The sequence below is a fragment of the Candidatus Marimicrobium litorale genome, from assembly GCF_026262645.1.
GTDB classification, from domain to species: Bacteria; Pseudomonadota; Gammaproteobacteria; order Pseudomonadales; family Halieaceae; genus Marimicrobium; species Marimicrobium litorale.
The window spans coordinates 1-16,369 of sequence record NZ_SHNO01000003.1 but is presented as its reverse complement, the minus strand read 5'-3'; the positions used below and the strand labels follow the sequence as shown (position 1 = coordinate 16,369).

The window sequence follows — 16,369 nt, the reverse complement described above, 5'->3', positions numbered from 1 at the left end:
CGCCGCTTTTTAGCTTGTAGCGGATCGCCGCAATATAAAGGTGGAATTTATCACGCCTTTTGTGTCTGCACTAGGCGTACTGTCAATCTAGTGGTGATGAAGTCTAACCTTATTTCGCTCCAGCGCTGTGTTTCCCTTGATTTATCGAAAGGTGTCAGCGGCAAACAAGATCGAAGCCTGAGTCGTGGGGCGAAAATACCAGGTACTGATTAATACAGGCTGGCGTTTCCCCGACGGAATGACTGACAAAAATGATGCTGGTATCGCTGTGTTGTGCAATATGATCAATAGCGCTCAACATAAGCATGCGATGATGGCCGTCCAGGCCGAGCGTAGGTTCGTCCAGCAACAGGATGAGCGGTGATTTCACCATGGCCCGGGCGAGCAGCACCATGCGCTGCAAGCCGAACGACAAGGTATCGAAACCCTGGCCTGAAAAATGCTCCAACCCGAGTGCTCGCAGCCACTCCATTGCCAGCTTGCGCTGCTTGTCTCCCCACTCATCGTATAGGCCTACGGTATCAAAAAAGCCAGAGACAACCACCTCCACCACTCGCATTGTCCTGGCGAAGTTCAGCTGTAATTGAGTGTCAATCTGCCCGAATTTCTGCTTTATTTCCCAGACGCTTTCGCCGCTGCCGCGCCTCCTGCCGAACAGGGTAATATCCTGACCATAGGCCTTGTGGTTGGCGCCGGTTATCAAGCTTAACAAGGTGGTTTTTCCGCAGCCGTTGGGCCCAGCTATGCAGCAATGGTTGTCCCGTGCCATTGTCCAGTTAATTCGGTCCAGAACAGTGAGGTTGCCATAGCGTACAGTGACATCCCTCAATTCGAGCAGCGGCGCATTGTCAGGGATGGAATACGCACGCGGCGCGGGACTTGGCAAATCCTCGAATGACCCCGCAGGTGGAGACATCAGCGCTCTAACTGGACCGCTCTCGACCACCTCCTGGCGTGGTCCCTGTGCGAAGACTTTCCCCTGGTCCAGCACCAGGACATGGGAGGCCCCCTCTGGAATATCATCAAGCTGGCGACACAGAACCAGCAGGTGCATACTCGAGTGCAATAGCTCATCCATGACGAGGCGCATCTCGGCCTGACTTGTGCGATCCAGTCCATCCAATGGGCTGTCCAGTATCAGCAGGGCCGGGTCATGCAAAATGGCGCTGACCAGCAGCGCCTTGCGCATTTCACCCGTAGAAATGTAGCGTAGCCCTCGGTCGAGGAAGTGTGTCATGCGCAGTCGTTCTGCCCAGGCGTCGAGACGGTTGTCGGAGACTGCTCCTGCGAGTATTAATGCGCGAACCGATGTTCCTGGGTCGTTGGCTGTAGGCCGGAACTCCGAGTCGTCGAGTTTGCGATCCCTGTCGCAGAGGGCCTTGGCCTCCTCAAAGCAAACATAGGCGACGCCCTGTTTTCCCAGAGCAGCGGCGCGGAGCACCGAGCCAGAAAAATGCGCCTCCATGTCGCATATGATCCGCGCCAGGCTGGTCTTGCCGGCGCCGTTAGGCCCCAGCAGGGTCCACTGCTGGCCTTTTTGAAGAGTCCAGTTGACCCTCGTGAGGGCGGGTTGGGCACGGTATACGAGGCTTACATCCTCTAACGTGAGGAGGTCGCCATGCCCCAGATTTTTACTCGTCATTATTTCCACGCTCAAAATGCATGTGTTAGGTTGTCATCCGTTCGGTCTGTAGATCACGGTGTAGTGATGTCTTATGTCCGGCAAACAAGAGAAGCCAGGTCCTCCAGAACTGTAGAAGAGCTCCCATTGTCGGTATCTCCCTTGCAATTAATCGAAACACGGCTCGGTCGTCATCGTCCGGGAAAAAAGTGGCTGCGGCAATTTATGAAGCGCTCCGCGGTGGCCATGATACTGCAAGTTCACGATGATGAACCTCATATTCTGATGATCAAGCGAGCGGAGCGGGAGGGTGATCCCTGGTCAGGGCACATGGCCTTCCCCGGTGGGCGAATGGATGCAGTGGACCGCAACGGATTCGCTGTCGCAGTGCGAGAAACAGGCGAAGAGATTGGTCTGCATCTCGGCGAGAGTGACCGGTGCATTGGTCGCCTGTCGGAGCTCAATGCGAGACCGCACAGAGGGGCCCTTGGGATGGCGGTAAGCCCGTTTGTATTTCGGTTGGAGCGCGAGGCCGCTTTGTCGCTCAATCACGAGGTGGACGAGGTGATCTGGGTGCCATTCACATTTTTGATGAACGAAAACAACCTGGAGGAAATGCTCTGGCAATATAGGGGCGCTGACATCCCCGTCCCCTGTTATAACTACCAAGGGCGATGTATCTGGGGGTTATCTCTTATGATGCTGGGAGAGCTGCTTGATATTGCAGGAAACAGACGACTCGATCGCTCGCGCTGGCGGGTGCGCTTGAGACGATAAGCGGATTAGAGACGTGTAGTGGGTGCCCGGGCGGGTGTCGGTACGTCGGATGGCTCGAGGCTGGACAGTGCAATAGGAATGCCCCGTTTTTTTGCCAGGTACATTGCCCGGTCTGCTTTTTCTTCCAGTTCCTGTTTTTGTCGTCCGTCCAGCGGGAATATCGATACGCCGATGCTGACGCTGAACGTCAATACTTGCTGCCGTACATGCAAGGGCTGCTCAATCGCATGGGATACTTTGTGCGCGATGCGGGTAATTTCCTCGGTGGACTGCAAGTCTTCCAGTACGACGACGAATTCGTCCCCACCGAGGCGGGCGACAAGATCTGTTTCTCGCAGGCTGCCTTGCAGGCGCTGCGCCACTGTGACCAGCAATTTGTCGCCCGCTCCGTGGCCGTGAGAGTCATTGATTTTTTTAAAGCCATTGAGATCAAGTAGCATGATGCCGACCAGGTTGTTGTTGTCTACCGCGCGGTGTAAGGCATAACCCACACGTTCGTCGTAGAAACGGCGGTTGGGCAAGCGGGTCAATTGGTCATGTGATGACAGGTGTTCCAACTCGGCATTGGTCGCCTGCAGGTCCTTGCGCAGCGCCTTGTTCATCTCGGCGTAAATCAGAATGATGCTGACAATGGATAGCGACATGGCAGCGTAGGCCAGCAACATCGCCAGCGAGTAGTTGTGCGCATCGATGATTTGCAGTGGCTGTATACCATGGCGTTCCGCCTGGAACATGCCGATCCAGAAAGCAAGTACCAGACTACTCCAGGCCAAGCAGAGTGGAACGCTCCCGACAATGCCGGCCATGGCGGGGATCAGCAGCAGCATAGGAAAGGTGGGTGAGCTTGTTCCGCCTAAAACCAGGCAGGCGAGGGCAAAAGCGCCACCATAAACCAGCAGCATGATGTTCAGCGCAGCAATGCGGTCGCCACGCAAGCGCAGTAGCATCATGCTCGACAACACGCCGCCTATCGTGGCGATAAAAAGACCATTCGCGGCGATTTTCCCTTGGGCGCTCAGAGGGATAAACAGGGGAACGAGCGCGGTGAAAAGAAGAACCAGTAACAGCAGGAAGGCGCTGGTCATGACCAGAATGCGCTGCCGGTGGTGTTCCTCATCAGCTCCGTCATAGACCGAACGCCCGGTACACAGGTAAAACCACCCGGTGCGCGCCTTACGAAGCTGAACGAGCAATGGAAACATAATCTTATTCTCGTTATGGTTTTCCTGTTGATGTTATAACGCAGCTAGAGGGCGGTTGTCCGAAAATGGTTTGCTGCGGCGTGTGGTATTACTTCTCGTTTTTTATAAACGAGCGCGTATCGAGCATCAATTCCCGCAGCTTTGGGTCGATTGCGCTGGCTCGCTGAAGCGAAGCGCGGCCGAGATCGCCCCGAACATAGTCGGCAACCAGGTCAAGCAAAACCGGCGTCATGGGAGGCTCGTAGTCCCAGCGGGGCCCGTCTACAAGATTGCCCGTGACTCGATCTCCCCGGCTGCGCAACCAGTAGCCGCCGCAACTGGAGAGACTGTAGTCCCCCACGCGACCGTAGCTTACATTGGGTGTGCCAGGGTTGAATCCTCCCGGTATTGCCTCCGTTATGCGGTTCAATGCCATGACCCAGTCGCTTTCCAGTGGGAACAATGTGGGTTCGGGTCGGCAGTAGTCCGCCGTTTTGAGCCACACGCGAATCGTCTCATGGTGCGCCTCGCCGCGCAGTAACCGTGAAATGCGCAGGTCAATTGAGTTACCTGCGGCAGCGACGACGCGGCCGCTGACCACTAAATCTGTAGCGGCCTGCACCTCGCTGAAAGAACCCCGCCACAGGCAATCGCACTCGGCGTGGCTTTGCTGTGCGCACAGCAACAGGATGAAGATTGCGAGTAAAAGACGCACAGCCCGGTTTACTGCAGCGCCCTGGCAGCATCGAGGGCAAAATACGTCAATATTCCATCACAGCCGGCCCGTTTAAAAGACAGTAATGACTCGAGGATGACAGGCTCGCGGGGCAGCCAGCCTTGCTCAAAGGCCGCGACGTGCATGGCGTATTCTCCGCTTACCTGATACGCAAACGTCGGAACCTTCAACTCTTCTTTTACCCGCCTGACAATATCAAGGTAGGGCATGCCGGGTTTGACCATGATCATGTCCGCGCCCTCCGCGAGGTCCAGTGCACACTCGTGCAGCGCCTCATCACTATTGGCGGGGTCCATCTGGTAGCTGAACTTGTTGCCGCCCTTGAGGTTTCCCGCCGAACCAACGGCATCCCGGAACGGACCATAGTAGGCGGACGCATACTTGGCAGAGTACGCCATGATCGATGTAGTGTGGAGGCCTGCGCTTTCCAGCTCCAGTCGAATGGCGCCCACCCGGCCGTCCATCATGTCCGAGGGTGCTACCACGTCTGCACCTGCCGCTGCGTGCGACAGCGCCTGCTTCACGAGTACTTCACTGGTGATGTCATTCATTACATAGCCGTTGTCGTCAATGATGCCGTCCTGTCCATGCGTCGTGAACGGGTCCAGCGCAACGTCGGTGATCAGTCCCAGTTCTGGTACCGCCTCTTTCAGGGCGCGCACCGCGCGTTGTACAAGGCCATCCGGATTGAAAGCCTCGTCTGCACGCAGGCTTTTTTGATCAGAGCCCACCACCGGGAACAGGGCGATCGCGGGTATCCCCATTTGCCTGATTTCCCGGGCCTGGGCGACCAGTAAATCGATGCTCAGACGCTCTATTCCGGGCATCGAACTGATGGCCTCACGCTGACCGCTGCCCTCGAGTATGAAAACCGGGAATATAAAATCGGCCGGGCTGAGCAGGCTCCCGCGGACGAGCTGACGAGAGAACTCGTTTGCGCGCAGTCGCCGCATACGTGTCCGGGGGAACTCGCCGCGTTGTGTCGTGAAAGCCATGGGCTACTCCTCGATCATAGGCTTGCAAAAGCAGTATGTGCTGCTGCCACTGTTTCGGCAATATCTGCATCCGAGTGCGCGGCGGAGAGAAAGCCCGCTTCGTAAGCCGCCGGAGCCAGGTATACACCGTTATTGAGCATGACGTGGAAAAACCGGTTGAAGGCCTCCGTATCGCATGCCATAACCTGTTCGTAGTTTGTCACAGACTCGGCATCGGTGAAGAAGCCGCCGAACATGGTGCCGGCGTGGTTAGTGGTGAAGGGCACACCTGCGCTGTCTGCTGCACTCTGCAGGCCTTCGGTGAGTTCACTGGTGCGCTTGAAAACAGGCTCGTAGAAGCCCTCTTGCGAAATAATATCCAGCGTTGCGAGCCCTGCAGTCATTGCGATGGGATTGCCTGACAAGGTACCTGCCTGGTAGACAGGGCCCAGCGGTGCAATTTGCTCCATGATGTCGCGTTTACCCCCGAACGCCCCCACGGGCATGCCGCCGCCGATCACCTTCCCAAGCGTGGTGAGGTCCGGTTCTATGCCGTAAAAACCCTGTGCCCCATGAAGTCCAAAGCGGAAGCCTGTCATGACCTCGTCCAGTATTAGCAGCGCACCGCCCCGGGTGCACTCCTCGCGCAGAGCCTCAAGGAATCCCGGAGCAGGCGGGATGCAGTTCATATTACCCGTGACGGGCTCCACGATGACACAGGCGATCTCGTCGCCGTGTTCGGCGAACGCCTGGCGCACACCTTCGATATCGTTATAGGTGAGTGTCATGGTGTGATCAGCCAGCGCTGCGGGGACGCCGGGGGAGCTTGGCACACCCAGTGTCAGTGCGCCGGAGCCCGCTTTGACAAGCAGGGAGTCAGAGTGCCCGTGATAGCAACCCTCAAACTTTACGATGGTATCGCGTGCGGTATAACCACGTGCGAGGCGGATTGCGCTCATGGTGGCTTCTGTACCGGAGTTGACCATACGCACCAGATCCATACCCGGAAGCGCATTACAAATTCGCTCCGCCAGCTCTATCTCCAGTTCCGTGGGCGCGCCGAAGCTGAGGCCCTTTTCGCATTGGCGTTGCACTGCCTCGCGCACGGTGGGGTGATTGTGTCCCATGAGCATTGGACCCCAGGACAAAACATAATCGGTATAGCGTTTGCCTTCGCAGTCGTAGATATAAGCGCCTTCACTGCGTTCGATGAAAACAGGTGTACCCCCGACCGCCTTGAATGCGCGCACTGGAGAATTTACCCCGCCGGGGATGGACACCATGGCCCGTTCAAATAATTGTTTTGATGATTTCATTGAAGTCTGGTCCTGATTGTAGATTTTAGCCAGGGGTTGCTGATCAGTATGAGGATCGAATTATCAGTGCTCTCACGTTCAATATCCAGTCGTCTAGAAGGGCTTGAGTACAACCAGTATCACTATGGCGAAGAGAAACAAAACCGGTATCTCGTTAAAAAAGCGGAAAAAAATGTGACCGTGGGGCAGGCGATTTTCGACTGCAGCCCTCACATAGCGGCCGCACAGTATATGGTAAAAAACCAGAAAGGCGACGCCTGCGAGCTTCAGATACATCCACGCGGAGCTGAGGTAGTACTCGTAATTATGTGCGATCAGCACTAGTCCGAGCGCGAGCGTGATGTACATGAATGGCGTGACAAATCGATACAGTCGACGTGCCATGACCGCCAATTGCTCTCGAACTGTCTCACTATCGCTGGCAGCGTGATAGACCAGTATACGCGGCAGATAGAATAGTCCTGCGAACCAGCAAACTACGAAGATGATATGGAAGGCTTTCAACCACAACATACTAAGTCCTCAAAAGTCGGTACATACCATTATCAGAGCATGCTGCCGAGCGTGTATTTTTCGATATCTTCGCGCGTGATTACCCCGTGCAGTAAAGGTTTGCCAGTGTTGTGACTGTATTCGATAATGCAGGCAGCCTCGCTGGTTTCCTCCTGCATTATATCCATGGCCTGACGAAGCGTTGCTTGCAGGGGTATTGACGAGATCGTCCAGCGCCGCAGGCTGGCGTTGGTCAGATCCGTGAGTCCGTCTTCGAATTCAACAGTTTTTAGCCACTGCATCAGGTCAGTGCCGTCCACGAGGTAAAGGTCATCGTCTGCCAAGTGTATCAGGCACCATACCGGGGTAGCATCGATCAGTGTTGCAAGGTCATCCTGGGGGAACGTCGCTGGCACTCGGACGACGCGCGTGTCCATGGTCGTACTGACACTGGTGCGGTGCAACAACTGGTTGAGAGGGTCTTGCGGTGCTCTGCGCTTTAACTGATGCAGTGCCGTCTGGTGTGCAGAGCGCTGCTTGAACAGGCTGCTATTGGTCAGGGTGGCCGTCACAATGGCCAGCATTGCCGCCACGCTGATGCTCAGCGATTGGGTCATTTCGATAATCGCCAGAACCGCCGCGAGGGGTGCATTGAGCACCGCGCCCATCGCTGCGCCCATGCCGATAACGACATACAGGGTTGGATCTGAAACCCACTGCGGGTTCAAGGCCATCCCCGATAAGCTCAGGACGCCGCCGATGCAGGCACCGATTAATAGGTTGGGCCCTATAAGGCCTACGGGCATGCCGACGCCGCAACTGACCGCAGTGGTGAGGAGTTTGCAAAGGGCGATCAGTATCAGGCTCGAAAGGGCCAGCTTCCCATGGAGTGCCAATGAGAGTGTGTCGTTGCCCATGCCGAGAACTTCCGGCACCAGCAGTGCGAGCAAACCGGTGAGCATGCCGGCCATGGAGAAGCGCAGTATGACCGACCGATTTGGAAACTGTGCAGCGACTTTGCTGATGCGGATAAACATCGCTGCGGCCGTGCCACAACAAAGACCAAGGAACACAATGAGCGGAAGCTCCAGCAGTGAATTGAGCTGCAGTGCCGGCAGTTGGAAAAGGGAATCGCCAGGTGACAGCGCGTGGCTGATCGTGGAGGCGGCAACAGCCGCCAGCATCACCGGGATAAAACTGACAACCGTGTATTCGCCCAGGATGACTTCCAGAGTGAACAAGACCCCGGCGAGCGGTGTCTGGAAAGCGGCAGAAATACCTCCCGCAGTACCGCAGGCGATCAACATACGTAAGCTGTTGTTCGGCAGTCGTAGCCACTGCCCCAGCAGACTATTTACGGCGCCACCCAGGTGTACCCCTGGCCCTTCTCTCCCGCCGGACTGACCTGTCGCCAGAGCGAAGGTGCCAGCGATAAACTGTAGACAGGTGTTGCGCCAGGGCAGAATACTGTAGTGGGAATGCATACGGCTCAAGATGTGCACAATACCTGTCTCGCGGTCCCGTGGCTTCAGTGTGGCATAGACACAGCCCAGCAGAACTGCACCACCCACGGGCAGGGCGAAATGCAACCAGCGCGGCAAGCTCTCGAAATCTCCACCCGACGATCCGATCCCCCAGAGGCTGCCCAGCTCGTCAATGGATAACTCAAATGCAAGCACCACCAGACCTGAGGCCAGCCCGCCCAGAATGCCCAGTAAGGAGTAGGCCAGTACTGATTCATAGTTAACCAGTTGTCGCCGGTAATGGGAGAGGAGTAGGCGCAAGGCGGGTTCCAATGGTGCCAAAAAGACAATATTAACAGTTATCTTGCGTGCTAATACTTTTATACTACGCGGCTTTATGCGCCGGCGTTGTTTTTGTGGCATCGAGGCCGGCGCTGGCCAAAAGTAGGTTCAGTCTTGGGTAATAGCGATGCTTAGTGTTGGTATTGTTGGGGGTACCGGGTATACCGGTGTAGAGCTGTTACGTCTGCTGGCGTCTCATGAGGGTGCGGCGGTGACCGTGCTAACGTCCCGTGCTGAGGCGGGCCGCCGGGTGGACGACCTCTTTCCCAATCTGCGCGGGCTGTATGACCTCACTTTCACTGAGCCGGATGCGCGGGCGCTTGCCGCGTGTGACGTGGTGTTCTTCGCCACCCCGCATAACGTGGCCATGAATATGGTGCCGGAGATTCTCGCAACCGGCAGCCGTGTGATTGACTTGTCTGCAGACTATCGGATTCGTGATGCCGATCTCTGGTCCACTTGGTACGGTGCGACGCATGCCAGTCCGGAGCTTCTTGAAGCGGCCGTTTACGGTTTACCGGAATACAACAGAGAAAAAATGGTCACGGCCCAGCTGGTGGCATGCCCAGGATGTTATCCCACGTCTGTGCAGTTAGGTTTCATGCCGCTTCTTGCAAAGGGGCTGATTGATCCTTCTCACTTGATAGCAAGTTCTGCTTCAGGGGTAAGCGGTGCCGGCAGGCAGGCAAAGATCGACAATCTTCTCAGTGAAGCGTCAGACAGCTTTAAGGCTTACAGTGTCAAGGGACACCGGCACCTGCCGGAAATAGAGCAGGGGCTCACGGATATCGCCGGGGAGCGCGCCCAGATAACATTTGTACCCCATCTGCTGCCTATCGTTCGTGGTATCCAGTCCACTCTGTTCGGGCGACTGCGGGACAGGGGGGCGGATCTCCAAGCCGTGTTCGAGGACTACTATGGCGATGCTCCCTTCGTGGATGTGTTGCCGGCAGGCGTGCTGCCCCAAACCCGCACCGTCAAGGGAGCGAATCGGTGTCAGCTAGCAGTAGTGGTGCCCCAGGACAGGGATACGGTCGTCGTGCTCAGTGTGATAGACAATCTGGTAAAGGGCGCATCCGGACAGGCTCTGCAGGCGATGAACATCATGTTTGGCCTGGATGAGTCCGCGGGCCTGCGGCAGGTTGGGCTGCTGCCCTGAGGTAATAGAGTAATGGGCAAACCCCGCTCCCGATTAGTGCCGATCCGACAGGCCGGTGCGCTTAATCTCATTGTATTACTACTGCTTTTTGTCGCGGCGACCTTGGCGGGCATTGCGCTTGGACGCTACAGCGCCGAGCGGGGCGTTCGAGTAAGCCCGGCGGCATTGGCCTCTGTTCAGGTCCGCCTGACTGAGACGCGCGACTCTCTGGATGTGGCCCTCGATGAACTCGAGGTGCTGCGTACGCAGCGTGAAGTCGATAAGCAGGCTTTGGAAATGCTGCGTGCGGAAATGGCGGCAGAAAGGGAGCGCACCGCGAAGATCGAGGAAAGTTTGAGTTTCTATCGCAGCCTGATGGGCTCTGACGGCGCCAAGGGGCTGCAGTTGCGCAAGCCAGAATTGGTCCCTGTTGGCGATGGGAGAATTGCATACCGGTTCTTCGTGCAACAGCGGGAGAGAGAGTACGACCTGTTAACTGGCTCGCTCTCTGTGCAGATTCGCGGGCAGCAGGCGGCTGAGCAGGTAGATTACACTCTGGCGCAATTGTCAGAAGATTTTCCCGATGCGTCTGCCGCGCTGCAGTTTCGGTATTTTCAGGCCGTCGAGGGAGAGTTGTTGCTGCCCGCAGGCTTCAAGCCCAGTGAAATCATTGTGTCAGTTAGTATCGATAAGCCTCGTAAGACCGAAGTGAGCGAGGTGTACCCGTGGGCATTGCAGGAGCGATTTATCAATGTGGGGCAGTAAGAAAAACATCGCCGTTGCAGGTGCTACCACGCTTATTTCAAGTGACACGGTGGTCGTGGGCGACCTGCGGTTCAGTGGTAATCTGGACGTCGAGGGTCTGGTCCAGGGAAATATCGTCGCCCATCCCGATAAGGAGGCCCTGCTCAGGATTATCGGCAAAGGACGGGTGGAGGGTGAAATTCGTGTGCCCAGCGTGGTCATCAATGGCGAGGTAAAGGGCAGCGTCTATGCGTCGAAGCAGTTGGACCTGGCCCCCAGGAGTCGCGTGGATGGCAACGTATATTACCATCTGGTCGAAATGGCGGCGGGAGCGGAGGTCAACGGCAGCTTGACGCATATGACGGATAGCGGCGAGGATTGCAGCCCCTCTGAGCACAAGCCTGCGCAGACTGGCGGTGAAAACGACGGGCAGGTCGCTATAGTTGACTGATTTGGTCGGATTTACGATAATACGGTGTCAAAACCGTCAACACGGGCCAACAGGCCGTCGGGAAAATACTGATGTCAGCTGCTGAAACATTCGATCCGTCGGGCATAAACCTGTCTGAACGTGCCGTGCACAAGGTGCAGGAGCTTGTCGCTGAAGAAGAGAACGACGAGCTGAAACTCCGTGTTTTCATTACCGGCGGCGGCTGTTCCGGGTTTCAGTACGGTTTTACGTTCGATGAACTGGTTGCTGATGACGATACCGCGTTGCAAAGCGAGGGTGTCACTTTACTGGTGGATCCGATGAGCCTGCAGTACCTTGTCGGGTCAGTCGTTGATTATACCGAGGGCCTCGAGGGGTCCCGCTTCGTCGTCGAAAATCCCAATGCCACCGCGACCTGTGGTTGCGGTTCATCCTTTTCTATCTAGAGACCTCCATGAGGGCGACTGCGACACGCGCCACTGCATGGCGGTGACGTGCAGTGCAGGTCGCCGTCAAAGCCTGTTAAGACTCTGGCCGTCAATATGGCGCTTGCTCCCATTGCTGAGCCCGCTGCGTAGTTCCGGTGTGAGGCGGTGGCAGAGCGGTGCGCGGTAACGCCATAAACAGTGCCTGCAGGTCTAGCTGGCACCCCGAGTGGGCTCGCCGCCCGGGTAAATGCCACCGAGTATCCGCTCGCCTGCAGCGCCTGTTACCACCGGGGCATTACCGGCACTGCTAGTAAGTGTTTGACAAGCCAGCCAGGCAAAGGCAGCGGCCTCCACCCAGTCCGGGTCCAGGCCGAGGGCCGCGGTAGTGTCCAGCCTTGCCGGTTCCGCATGCACCGCAAGGCGCTGCATTAAATGCGTGTTGTGCGCGCCCCCTCCGCAGACAAAGATCTCAGTGGGTAAGAGGGCGTGGTGTTTTATCGCGAGCGCGATACTTTTTGCTGTAAATTCCACCAGCGTAGTCTGTACGTCTCCCGGTGTTATCGCAGTGGACTGCACCAACAGCTTTTTCAACCAGGGCAGGTTAAAAGCTTCCTTGCCCGTGCTGCGGGGGCCCGTAAGGGTAAAGAATGGGTGATTTAGCAAGCGCTTGAGGAGCTGCTCGTCAATGTTACCGGCAGCGGACCACCGGCCCCCCCGGTCGCATTCTTCCCCCCGATTCTCCTGAATCCAGTGGTCCAGCAGTGTATTGCCCGGCCCGGTATCAAACCCTGCGAGCAACTCACTGCCCTCCAATAAGGTGACATTGGCAATCCCTCCGATATTGACAATGGCGCGGTTCACGCCCTCTGCTGACAGGGTCGCCGCATGAAATGCCGGTGCCAGCGGAGCGCCCTCGCCGCCAGCGGCAACATCCCTGCGGCGAAAATCAGCTACCGTGGTGATGCCGGTTGTCTCTGCAATCGTATTGGGGTCCCCTATTTGCAGGGTAAATCCTGGCTGTGTGTTCTCGGTGACAGACGCAGGTCTGTGGCGGATTGTTTGTCCGTGAGTTCCTATGGCGGCTACTTCACCTGGGTCAACGTGGGCATTTTTCAGCAGCGACAGGGCGGCACTGGCGAACAGGGCGCCGAGTTCTCGGTCGAGCACACCCATCCGCTCGATCTCATTTGCTCCGGGCTGGCTGAGCGCCGCTATCTCGTTCTTCAGGCGCTGTGGAATGGGGTATTCGTAGGTGGTCAGCACCTCCGCTTCACAGCCCTGGCAGGACACCAATGCGCAGTCGATAGCATCCACGCTGGTGCCGGACATAAGCCCGACATAAAGAGGCATTGCTGTCTTCAAAATCAGTTGGCGGAGAGGTTGGCGTCAGCGGGCGCGCTCATCGCGACCGAGTTGCCTGAGCGCAGTTTGATGAGTTGTTTGCTCGCTCGATTGACCGTCAGTTGGAAATTCTCCATCTCATCACGCGGTAACTGCTTCGCCTTGGGAAGTTGTTTTACAACGCTGCGCGGGTTGCGATGCACGCCGTTTACGAGGAACTCGTAATGCAGGTGGGGGCCGGTTGCAGTCCCTGTTGCGCCAACGGTTCCAATGATTTGCCCTTGAGTAACACGCCGGCCTGCGCTCACAGCGCGTTTGTGAAGGTGCAGATAGCGGGTGACGTAGCGGTCTCCATGGCGAATAAACACGTAATTACCGTTGGCTTTGGTATAGCCTGATTTTACGACTCTGCCATCTCCGGACGCGTACACAGGCGTTCCGGTGGGGGCGGCGTAGTCTGTGCCTCTGTGGGGTCGTGTTGTTTTGTAAATTGGGTGCAGGCGTCGCAGGTTAAAGTTGGAGCTTATGCGGGTGAAATCCAGAGGTGCCATGAGAAAGGCCTTACGCATACTGAAGCCCTCCTCGTTGTAGTAGTTGGTCTCTCCACGGGTGTCGGTATAGCGAAAGGCGTTGAATGTCTCACCCTGATTGGTGAATGAGGCGGCGATAATATCACCGTCCCTGATTTTTTTGCCGTCCAGGAACAGCTCCTCATAGAGCAGCTGCATGGTGTCCCCTCGGCGGGGGTCCAGGGCGAAATCTACTACGCCGCCGAAGATAGTTGCCATATTCATGATCATACCCTGGGACACACCGGCTTCCTGGCCCGCATTAAACAGGGAAGAGCGGATGACTCCACTGATCCATGCCTGTCGTGCATCCGGAGAGCGGGTTTCGACCTGGCGTTCAAAGCCGGAGTCTGTCAATCGGTAGGTGACTGCTTCCAGCGGTGAAACTATGTGTTTCACACCGGTCAGGGTACCAGAGCTGTCGGACTGAAAAGCAATCGTCTCGCCAGGGAATATTTTGGCTAGAGAGCGTCCATTCTCAGCTTCGTTAACGATAGTGTGCACGTCGCGCTCATCGTAACCCGCGCGTTTGAAGATGATCGATAGGGTATCGCCGCGGCTTACCTCCTGCTCAAACCAAGGGGGTGTAGCTGTTGCTACGGGAGTGTTGCTTGACGCCTCGGCGTCGTTTACCCGCTCGGTGAGTCCCGGGTCAAAGTGGGTCAGGCCACTGTCGAGGCGCTTCCACTGCTGATCATAGTCGTGTCGGGTACTGTTATCGAGATAGACGATGGCAAATACAAGGCCAAACGCGAGGGTAGCGAGTAGTGGCACGCGAGCGAAGCGCAAGCGCGGGTCGAGGAGATTCGATGTTCCCCGTGGTTGATTAGCTCCTGACATGGCCCCTAGGTAACTTGTTGTTATTAGTGCGCTAGTATATTAAATAGCAGTGATATTTCAAGGAAGAAGCGCACACAATCAGCCTGCCTACTTGCGCCGGGCAGCGAGGGCGCGTTGTCACGCAGTCGAGCGGCGCCCGGTAATGATCGCCGCTGTAAAGGCTTGGAGGCGGGACACGTGCGGGGCTTGCTTTTGGAGGGGGGTGTTGTATGGTTGGCGCCCCTTTTGCGCACGTAATAATTCAAGGACATTTGCCCCATGAGCAGTGCCCTGTTGCAGGAACTCCGCGACCGCGGGCTAATTTTTCAGATAGCCGGTGAAGACGATATCGACGAATGGCTGGAGGGTGCTGCCCGCACGTTGTATTGCGGCTTCGATCCAACTGCGGATAGCTTGCACATCGGTTCACTTGTCCCGCTGTTAATGCTGCGTCGTTTTCAGTTGGCGGGTCACAAGCCCCTGGCACTGGTCGGCGGGGCCACAGGCCTGATCGGCGACCCGAGCTTCAAAGCTCAGGAGAGACAGCTTAATACACCTAACGTGGTATCGGGCTGGGTAAATAAGCTCGAGGTTCAGGTAGCGCGCTTTCTCGATTTTGATGCGGGGGAGCTATCCGCCAAGGTGGTAAATAACCTGGACTGGACTGAGGGGCTCGATGTGCTGTCGTTCCTGCGCGATGTAGGCAAGCATTTTTCTATTAATGCAATGATCCAGAAAGAGTCGGTCAAGCAGCGTATAGAGCGGGAGGGTGAGGGTATTAGCTTCACCGAATTCGCCTATATGATATTGCAGTCTTATGACTTTGCAGAGCTCAATCGACGCTTCGGCTGTGGCCTGCAAATCGGCGGTTCGGATCAGTGGGGCAATATTACTGGCGGTATCGACCTGACTCGACGGCAGGAAAGCGAGCAGGTGTTCGGAATCACGATGCCCCTGATTACGAAGTCAGATGGCACCAAGTTCGGCAAGACAGAATCTGGAACTGTCTGGCTCGACCCTGTACGTACCTCTCCTTATGCCTTCTATCAGTTTTGGCTGGGAACGGCTGATGCAGATGTCTATCGTTTTCTAAAGTACTTTACGTTCCGCTCCGTGGCTGACATTGACGCGATAGAGCAAGTGGACGCAGAGCGTGACGGACGCCCCGAGGCCCAATCGATACTGGCCGCTGAAGTGACGAAGCTGGTACACGGGCGAGACGGGCTCGATGCGGCCAAGCGGATAACCGAGGCCCTGTTCAGTGGTTCGCTGGTGGATCTTTCCGAGAGTGATATGCAGCAGTTGCGCCAGGATGGTCTTCCCGCCAGTTCTTTGGGAGTGGAGGACTTCCCCGAGACTCTGATCCAGTTGTTGACGGATGTGGGCATGGCCGGGTCGGGTAAACAGGTGAAAGACGCCTTGAGCCGCGGCGCGGTGAAGGTCAATGATCGCGCGCTGAAAATGGAAGACAACGGCGATCCGGCCGGGTGTTTTCTGCCGGGTGAAGCGATTCATGGTCGATTTTATCTGGTCAAGTTGGGAAAAAAGAAGTACCACCTTTTCGAAATCAGCGGGGAGCATTGAGCGCTGTCGCACCGTCATAGGGCCCGGTCCCGTGTGGCGCGAAGTCCATCGAGGCACCCGGGGCTGCGGGCAGGACTGTTTCGGTTGACGCGCCCTGCCCGGTGTCGCCGGGAAAAGCGTGATTTTTCAGTTGGTTAAAGATAGTCCACGCGGTTTTCCGATGCTGCCAAAATAACCTTGTCAGATAGATAAACTTTTTGTTGCCTGAAAAACGGTGATGGGTATAATACGCCTCCTTGCTGAGGCAGGTCCTCAGTAGTTATCTGCGCCCGAGCGGTAGCAGACGTTGTTTAAAAACTTGATGAAGACAGATGTGTGGGCACTTGTTGGGATGGTTGTCACGACCATTCAGATACAACAAGTGACTCATTGATTCTTTTGAACATTGATTTCGAAATTGTATCTGAGCCCTTG

The 16,369-nt window shown here is 56.4% G+C and carries 15 protein-coding genes; 6 read left to right on the top strand and 9 right to left on the bottom strand.

All coding sequences use genetic code 11. The features are described 5' to 3' along the window. Nucleotides 1-154: 154 nt before the first annotated feature. On the bottom strand, nucleotides 155-1,642 hold the full coding sequence (locus EYC82_RS17680) for an ATP-binding cassette domain-containing protein (protein WP_279250963.1): 1,488 nt from the start codon (nucleotides 1,640-1,642) through the stop codon (nucleotides 155-157). A gap of 141 nt (nucleotides 1,643-1,783) precedes the next feature. Between EYC82_RS17680 and EYC82_RS17675 the strand changes: the two genes are divergently transcribed. Then, nucleotides 1,784-2,398, top strand: coding sequence for an NUDIX hydrolase (locus tag EYC82_RS17675; protein ID WP_279250962.1), 615 nt, complete (start codon nucleotides 1,784-1,786; stop codon nucleotides 2,396-2,398). Between the two features lie 5 nt (nucleotides 2,399-2,403). Here the strand turns inward: EYC82_RS17675 and EYC82_RS17670 are convergent, their stop codons facing one another. The 6 genes from EYC82_RS17670 to EYC82_RS17645 all read right to left on the bottom strand — a co-directional run bounded on the left by EYC82_RS17670 (nucleotide 2,404) and on the right by EYC82_RS17645 (nucleotide 8,881). Beyond that, on the bottom strand, nucleotides 2,404-3,600 hold the full coding sequence (locus EYC82_RS17670; RefSeq protein ID WP_279250961.1) for a diguanylate cyclase domain-containing protein: 1,197 nt from the start codon (nucleotides 3,598-3,600) through the stop codon (nucleotides 2,404-2,406). Nucleotides 3,601-3,688: 88 nt separating this feature from the next. After that, nucleotides 3,689-4,294: a delta-aminolevulinic acid dehydratase gene (locus EYC82_RS17665; RefSeq protein WP_279250960.1), complete on the bottom strand. Its 606-nt coding sequence runs from the start codon at nucleotides 4,292-4,294 to the stop codon at nucleotides 3,689-3,691. Nucleotides 4,295-4,302: 8 nt separating this feature from the next. Then, entirely contained in the window at nucleotides 4,303-5,310 is a 1,008-nt protein-coding gene (gene hemB / locus EYC82_RS17660; protein WP_279250959.1) for a porphobilinogen synthase, read from the bottom strand. Between the two features lie 14 nt (nucleotides 5,311-5,324). After that, nucleotides 5,325-6,605, bottom strand: a complete 1,281-nt coding sequence (gene hemL, locus EYC82_RS17655; RefSeq protein WP_279250958.1) for a glutamate-1-semialdehyde 2,1-aminomutase — start codon at nucleotides 6,603-6,605, stop codon at nucleotides 5,325-5,327. Between the two features lie 93 nt (nucleotides 6,606-6,698). Next, a complete protein-coding gene (locus tag EYC82_RS17650; protein ID WP_279250957.1) occupies nucleotides 6,699-7,118 on the bottom strand; it encodes a CopD family protein in 420 nt (139 codons plus the stop codon). A 32-nt stretch (nucleotides 7,119-7,150) separates the two neighbouring features. Next, nucleotides 7,151-8,881 carry a chloride channel protein gene (locus EYC82_RS17645; protein WP_279250956.1) on the bottom strand — a complete coding sequence of 577 codons (1,731 nt, stop codon included), beginning with the start codon at nucleotides 8,879-8,881 and terminating at the stop codon, nucleotides 7,151-7,153. 148 nt (nucleotides 8,882-9,029) lie between these two features. On the opposite strand from EYC82_RS17645, the gene argC reads away from it, so the two are divergent. The 4 genes from argC to erpA all read left to right on the top strand — a co-directional run bounded on the left by argC (nucleotide 9,030) and on the right by erpA (nucleotide 11,660). After that, entirely contained in the window at nucleotides 9,030-10,061 is a 1,032-nt protein-coding gene (argC, locus tag EYC82_RS17640; RefSeq protein WP_279250955.1) for an N-acetyl-gamma-glutamyl-phosphate reductase, read from the top strand. A gap of 12 nt (nucleotides 10,062-10,073) precedes the next feature. Then, the gene (locus tag EYC82_RS17635; RefSeq protein ID WP_279250954.1) at nucleotides 10,074-10,805 is read left to right on the top strand and encodes a DUF6776 family protein; all 732 of its coding nucleotides are present in this window, start codon (nucleotides 10,074-10,076) and stop codon (nucleotides 10,803-10,805) included. Next, nucleotides 10,792-11,235 (top strand): bactofilin family protein, encoded by a 444-nt coding sequence (locus EYC82_RS17630; RefSeq protein ID WP_279250953.1) that lies wholly within the window; start codon nucleotides 10,792-10,794, stop codon nucleotides 11,233-11,235. Before EYC82_RS17635 ends, EYC82_RS17630 begins: the two co-directional genes overlap by 14 nt. A gap of 71 nt (nucleotides 11,236-11,306) precedes the next feature. Next, nucleotides 11,307-11,660: an iron-sulfur cluster insertion protein ErpA gene (erpA, locus tag EYC82_RS17625; RefSeq protein WP_279250952.1), complete on the top strand. Its 354-nt coding sequence runs from the start codon at nucleotides 11,307-11,309 to the stop codon at nucleotides 11,658-11,660. Nucleotides 11,661-11,852: 192 nt separating this feature from the next. On the opposite strand, the gene EYC82_RS17620 is transcribed toward erpA, so the two are convergent. Both EYC82_RS17620 and EYC82_RS17615 read right to left on the bottom strand, forming a co-directional pair. Then, the gene (locus EYC82_RS17620) at nucleotides 11,853-12,992 is read right to left on the bottom strand and encodes an anhydro-N-acetylmuramic acid kinase (RefSeq protein WP_279250951.1); all 1,140 of its coding nucleotides are present in this window, start codon (nucleotides 12,990-12,992) and stop codon (nucleotides 11,853-11,855) included. A gap of 14 nt (nucleotides 12,993-13,006) precedes the next feature. Continuing rightward, on the bottom strand, nucleotides 13,007-14,392 hold the full coding sequence (locus EYC82_RS17615; RefSeq protein ID WP_279250950.1) for a peptidoglycan DD-metalloendopeptidase family protein: 1,386 nt from the start codon (nucleotides 14,390-14,392) through the stop codon (nucleotides 13,007-13,009). Between the two features lie 258 nt (nucleotides 14,393-14,650). On the opposite strand from EYC82_RS17615, the gene tyrS reads away from it, so the two are divergent. Next, a complete protein-coding gene (gene tyrS / locus EYC82_RS17610) occupies nucleotides 14,651-15,955 on the top strand; it encodes a tyrosine--tRNA ligase (RefSeq protein ID WP_279250949.1) in 1,305 nt (434 codons plus the stop codon). Nucleotides 15,956-16,369: the final 414 nt, after the last annotated feature.

Coding starts and splice junctions, on each gene's coding strand:
- EYC82_RS17680 (WP_279250963.1), bottom strand. CDS start 1,642: ATGACGAGTAAAAATCTGGGGCATGGCGACCTCCTCACGTTAGAGGAT.
- EYC82_RS17670 (WP_279250961.1), bottom strand. CDS start 3,600: ATGTTTCCATTGCTCGTTCAGCTTCGTAAGGCGCGCACCGGGTGGTTT.
- hemB (WP_279250959.1), bottom strand. CDS start 5,310: ATGGCTTTCACGACACAACGCGGCGAGTTCCCCCGGACACGTATGCGG.
- hemL (WP_279250958.1), bottom strand. CDS start 6,605: ATGAAATCATCAAAACAATTATTTGAACGGGCCATGGTGTCCATCCCC.
- EYC82_RS17650 (WP_279250957.1), bottom strand. CDS start 7,118: ATGTTGTGGTTGAAAGCCTTCCATATCATCTTCGTAGTTTGCTGGTTC.
- argC (WP_279250955.1), top strand. CDS start 9,030: ATGCTTAGTGTTGGTATTGTTGGGGGTACCGGGTATACCGGTGTAGAG.
- EYC82_RS17635 (WP_279250954.1), top strand. CDS start 10,074: ATGGGCAAACCCCGCTCCCGATTAGTGCCGATCCGACAGGCCGGTGCG.
- EYC82_RS17630 (WP_279250953.1), top strand. CDS start 10,792: ATGTGGGGCAGTAAGAAAAACATCGCCGTTGCAGGTGCTACCACGCTT.
- erpA (WP_279250952.1), top strand. CDS start 11,307: ATGTCAGCTGCTGAAACATTCGATCCGTCGGGCATAAACCTGTCTGAA.
- EYC82_RS17620 (WP_279250951.1), bottom strand. CDS start 12,992: ATGCCTCTTTATGTCGGGCTTATGTCCGGCACCAGCGTGGATGCTATC.
- EYC82_RS17615 (WP_279250950.1), bottom strand. CDS start 14,392: ATGTCAGGAGCTAATCAACCACGGGGAACATCGAATCTCCTCGACCCG.
- tyrS (WP_279250949.1), top strand. CDS start 14,651: ATGAGCAGTGCCCTGTTGCAGGAACTCCGCGACCGCGGGCTAATTTTT.